The organism is Gordonia sp. (in: high G+C Gram-positive bacteria) (assembly GCF_020438995.1).
In the GTDB taxonomy this organism is placed as follows: domain Bacteria; phylum Actinomycetota; class Actinomycetes; order Mycobacteriales; family Mycobacteriaceae; genus Gordonia.
The window spans coordinates 1-4,547 of record NZ_JAGQTN010000301.1; the positions used below are offsets into that span (position 1 = coordinate 1).

Genomic DNA, 4,547 nt, shown 5'->3' on the forward strand with positions numbered 1-4,547 from the left:
GCCGGATCGGCCGGCGATTTGCCCCCGCCCGGCGCGCCCTGCCCGTACGACGGGCTGTACTGGGTGGCGCCGTAGGTGCCGTAGCTGCCGTAAGACTGCGGATCCGACGACGACGGGGCGGGCGCCGGCGGAGCTGCGTACCCCGAGGAATCCCCGGGTGCCGCGGGCGTGCCGGGGGCATTCGGAACTCCGGGCGCGGACGAAACGCCGGGTGCAGCGGTTGCGGTATCGGCGGTCTTGACCAGACCGGAGTCGACGAGCAGCCACAGCACGGCCGCGATCGACATCAGGACGCCCACGACCAGCAGAATGATCGCGCCGGCGCCGGTGTCGGGGGCATAATCGCCTTTGGAGATCATCGCGAACAAAGCGACGACCGTTCCCCCGAGGGTCAGCGCGGTGACGACTGCGACCGGTGGCGTCTTGTCACCGGGCAGGAAGAACGTCAGCGCAAGCAGGCCGGCAACGACGATCGCCAGATACGGGGCCGCGAACTGCGAGGCCGCACCGAATACCGGAATCGACGCACTGCCTTCGCGTACTCCCGGCAAGAAACCACAGAACAGGGTGAGGACGCCGAGGCCGCCGACGACGGCGGCGAGAATCAACCGCACGTTGGCAGGCAGACCGGCGCTCGGCCTGGGCTGCACCGGAGCCTGTGCCCCGTAGTCATAGCGGCCGGGCGGCTGCTGGCCGTAGGACGGCTGCCCCCCGTACGCGGGCTGACCGTAGGACTGCGGAGGCTGCTGTCCCCCGCCATGAAGACTCCCGCCATGAACACCCGGGCTCTGCTGGCCTGCCGCCTGCTGTCCCCCGGTCGGTTGCCCTCCCGCCGGTTGCCCGTAACCCGGATACTGCTGCCCGTACGGTTGACCGGAGGCACCGGGCTGCTGCCCGTAGCCACCACCTGGTTGATACGACATGGTCTCTGATCTCCTGCTCGGTTGTGGTCGCCCCCCGCGGTGAGCGCAATGGACCTCGTTCCACGGTAGTACACCCGACACGGAGAACGGCAGCCTGCGTTCACCAGCTGTGGTCGTGCCCGAGCCGCGTGTAGAAGTCGATGAGCGAGTAATCGTCGACCGAACGCGGGTCGAGATTGACCTCGCTGCGACCGGCCAGAATCGCCGTCACCGGCACCTCGAGCTTCTTTCCCGTCCGCGTGTGCGGAATCCCGGGAACCTCGATGACCTCGTCGGGAACGTGCCGGGGCGACAGCCTGGTGCGAATCCGAGCCGCGATACGCGCCCGCAGATCGTCGTCGACCCGCGCGCCGTCGGCGAGGGTGACGAACAGCGGCATCCAGTACTTGCCGTCGGGACCGTCGACGCCTAGGACGAAAGCCTCGGTGATCTCGTCGAATCCCTCGACCACCTCGTAGATGTCGGCCGATCCCATCCGGATACCGTGCCGGTTGAGGGTGGCGTCGCTGCGGCCGTGGATGACCAGTGATCCGCGGCCGGTGACGGTGACCCAGTCCCCGTGCCGCCACACCACCTCTTCTGCCGCACCCTCCCACTCATGATCGAAATAGGCTGATCGATAACGTTTTCCATCGGGATCATCCCAGAAGTACACCGGCATCGACGGCATGGGCGCGGTGATCACCATCTCCCCCACCTCACCGATCAGCGGAGTGCGGTCCGGGGCCCAACTGTCCAGTGCCACACCCAGATAGCGCACCGACAGCTCACCGGCCACCACCGGAACCCCGGCGCTGCCGCCGGCGAACGCCGAGACCACGTCGGTGCCGCCGCTGATCGACGAGATCGGCAGTCCGGCAGACACATTGGCATCGACCCAGTCGAACAGATCGGCCGCCAGGGTGGATCCGGTGCTGCCGAGCGTGCGTAGTCCGGACAGGTCGTGATCGCGTCCGGGCACCAGGCCGGCCTTCTGCGAGGCCCGCAACTGCGCGGGGCTGGTACCGAAATAGGTGACGTGTTCGGACTCGACCAGCTGCCACAGCCGGTCGGCATCCGGGTAGAGCGGCGAGCCACTGTAGGTGACGATTGTCGCACCGGTGAGCAGACCGGCGACCTGGAAATTCCACATCATCCAGCTCAGCGCCGTATGCCAGAAGAAGACGTCACCGTCGCCCAGATCGCAATGCAGTCCCGCGGCTTTCAGGTGTTCGAGCACCACTCCGCCGTGACCGTGCACGATCCCTTTCGGTTTGCCGGTGGTGCCGGAGCTGAACAGCACCCACAGCGGATGATCGAATGCGACGGGCCGGGGGGTGACCTGCCTGTCGCCGCGCACCGCGTCCGAATAGCTGCGCACCCCGGCCGGTGCGGGTGGTCCGCCGACGGGCGTGACGACGATGTGCGCGGCGAGTCCGGGCAGCAGACCGGCGAGTTCGGCGCTGTCGGCGTTCTTGTCGACGGGTTTGCCGTTGAACCGGTAGCCGGTCGAGGTGAACAGCGCCTTGGGCCGGAGCTGTCCCAGCCGGGCGGCCGCACCCTCGGGGGCGTAGTCCTGACCGCAACCCGACCAGATGGCGCCCAGCGTGGCCGTCGCGAGGAAGGCCACCACCGTCTCCGGGATGTCGGGCAAGTATGCCGCGACCACGTCGCCCTCACCGACCCCGCAGTCTTCGAGGGTGCCCGCGAGCCGGGACACCTGATCGGCGAGTTGCGACCAGGACAGTTCGCGGCGCTCGCCGTCCTCGGTGACACCGATGATCGCCGCACCCGGCCGATCGGCATGCGCCAGAACCTGATCCACGTAGTTGAGCCGCATCGCGGGAAACCAGCGGGCTCCCGGCATCGACGCATCGGCCAGGACGTCGGAATTGTCGGGGCCCAACGGTTTTCCGTCGGCGTCGGCGGCTCGGTCGGAGAGTCCGTAGAAGCCCCAGACGCCGCGCCAGAACGCGGCCGGTTGCTCGACCGACCAGCACCACAGCTCGTCGTAGCCCTTACCCGCCAGGCCCACTGACTCCGCGAATCGGTCGATCTGCCTTGTCGTCATGTTTGTCTCCTTCGCTGCCGGTCCCAAACCCCACCGATAGCCCCCGGCATCGCAATAATTGCGATGCCGGCCCTCATCGGTGGGGTTTCGGTCAGACCTTGCCGGTTCCCACTCGCGCGAGCACCGCCCGCGCCTGCTTGAGCACGGGCCCGTCCACCATCTGCCCGTCCATCGAGAACACCCCGCCGAGATGTTCCTGCGAACCGGCGACAACCCTTTTGGCCCAATCAATTTCGTCGTCGGTGGGCCGGTAGCCGGCCTGGATGTGAGCTACCTGGGACGGATGGATGCACGCGGTCGCGGCGTAGCCGAGCGCGACGGCGTCCCGGATCTCGTCGACCAGCCCCTCGACGTCGTCGATGTCGAGGTGGACCGAGTCGACGGCGAACTTGCCGTATGCCGCCGCGGCCAGCCGGGTGGCCGACCGCACCCAGCGCATCACCTCGCGGTACGTGCCGGGGTTCTTCTCCCCGGCCCCGAAGCGGCTCGACTTGCCGCCGAGACCGGCAGCCAGATCCTCTGCGCCCCACATCAATCCGATGCAGTTCTCGACCGCGGCGATCTCGTTGACACGGGTGGCCCCGAGCGGGGTCTCCACCAGTGCGATGGTCGCCAGCGCGGTCTCGATCACCGACTCGGGTGTCTCGGATTTGGCCTGCATCACCACCCGGTAGTCGGTTTTCGCCACGGCCGTCAGGTCGCGGTGGTAGTCGTCCGTGGTGGCCGGATTGATGCGCACAACCACCCGGTCGGGGTCGATGGGGTTGGCGATGAGTGCTTCGCGGGCCGCGGGCCGATTCTCCGGTCCCACAGCGTCTTCGAGGTCCAGGATCACCACATCGGCCCGGCTCAGCGCCTTTTGGTAGCGGTCCGGGCGGTCGGCCGGGCAGAACAACATCGCCGGCCCGGGTGGCGTCCACGCATAGGTCGGGAAATCCGTCATCTGTTCACTCCACCGGACGTTTGCGGACAAGTGTCGAACGTGTTGCGCGGGCGACGATCTCGCCGTGCTGATTGCGTCCGATATGGGTCAGGTTGACGATGCCCTCACCCGGACGCGACTTCGATTCGCGTTTTCCCGTGCATTCGGTCTCGCCGTACAGGGTGTCGCCGGCGAACAGCGGTGCGGGAAAAGCCACTTCACCGAATCCGAGGTTGGCCACCAGCGTGCCCTGCGTCAGTTGCGCCACCGACAACCCGACGATGGTCGAGAGGGTGAACATAGAGTTGATGAGCCGCTGCCCGCCGAACCCCGGCTGCTGCGCCGACCACGCGGCGTCCAGGTGCAGCGCCTGCGTGTTCATTGTCAACGTCGTGAACAGGACGTTATCGGCCTCGGTAACCGTCCGGCCGGGCCGGTGCTCGTAGATCGCACCGATGTCGTACTCCTCGAACCACAGGCCGCGCTGCACTATGCGCTCGCTCATCATCCTCACATCCTTTTCATGACTATGACCCATCTGGTATATCAGAGCACCGTGTGCTGTTTCACAGGGAGAGCGCTCAGGTGAGGCCCAGCTCACGGGCGATGAGCATCAACTGCACCTCGGTGGTGCCCTCACCAATCTCCAGGA

4 protein-coding genes are annotated in these 4,547 nt (G+C 67.1%); all 4 read right to left on the bottom strand.

What is annotated here, in order from left to right; genetic code table 11:
* Positions 1-923: DUF5336 domain-containing protein (locus KDB67_RS21220; protein ID WP_291020348.1), on the bottom strand; the 923-nt coding region annotated here is incomplete at its 3' end.
* A 100-nt stretch (positions 924-1,023) separates the two neighbouring features.
* A complete protein-coding gene (locus KDB67_RS21225; RefSeq protein WP_291020350.1) occupies positions 1,024-2,973 on the bottom strand; it encodes an acetoacetate--CoA ligase in 1,950 nt (649 codons plus the stop codon).
* Positions 2,974-3,064: 91 nt separating this feature from the next.
* Positions 3,065-3,916: a CoA ester lyase gene (locus KDB67_RS21230; RefSeq protein WP_291020352.1), complete on the bottom strand. Its 852-nt coding sequence runs from the start codon at positions 3,914-3,916 to the stop codon at positions 3,065-3,067.
* Positions 3,917-3,920: 4 nt separating this feature from the next.
* Entirely contained in the window at positions 3,921-4,400 is a 480-nt protein-coding gene (locus KDB67_RS21235) for a MaoC family dehydratase (RefSeq protein WP_291020354.1), read from the bottom strand.
* Between the last annotated feature and the right edge of the window lie 147 nt (positions 4,401-4,547).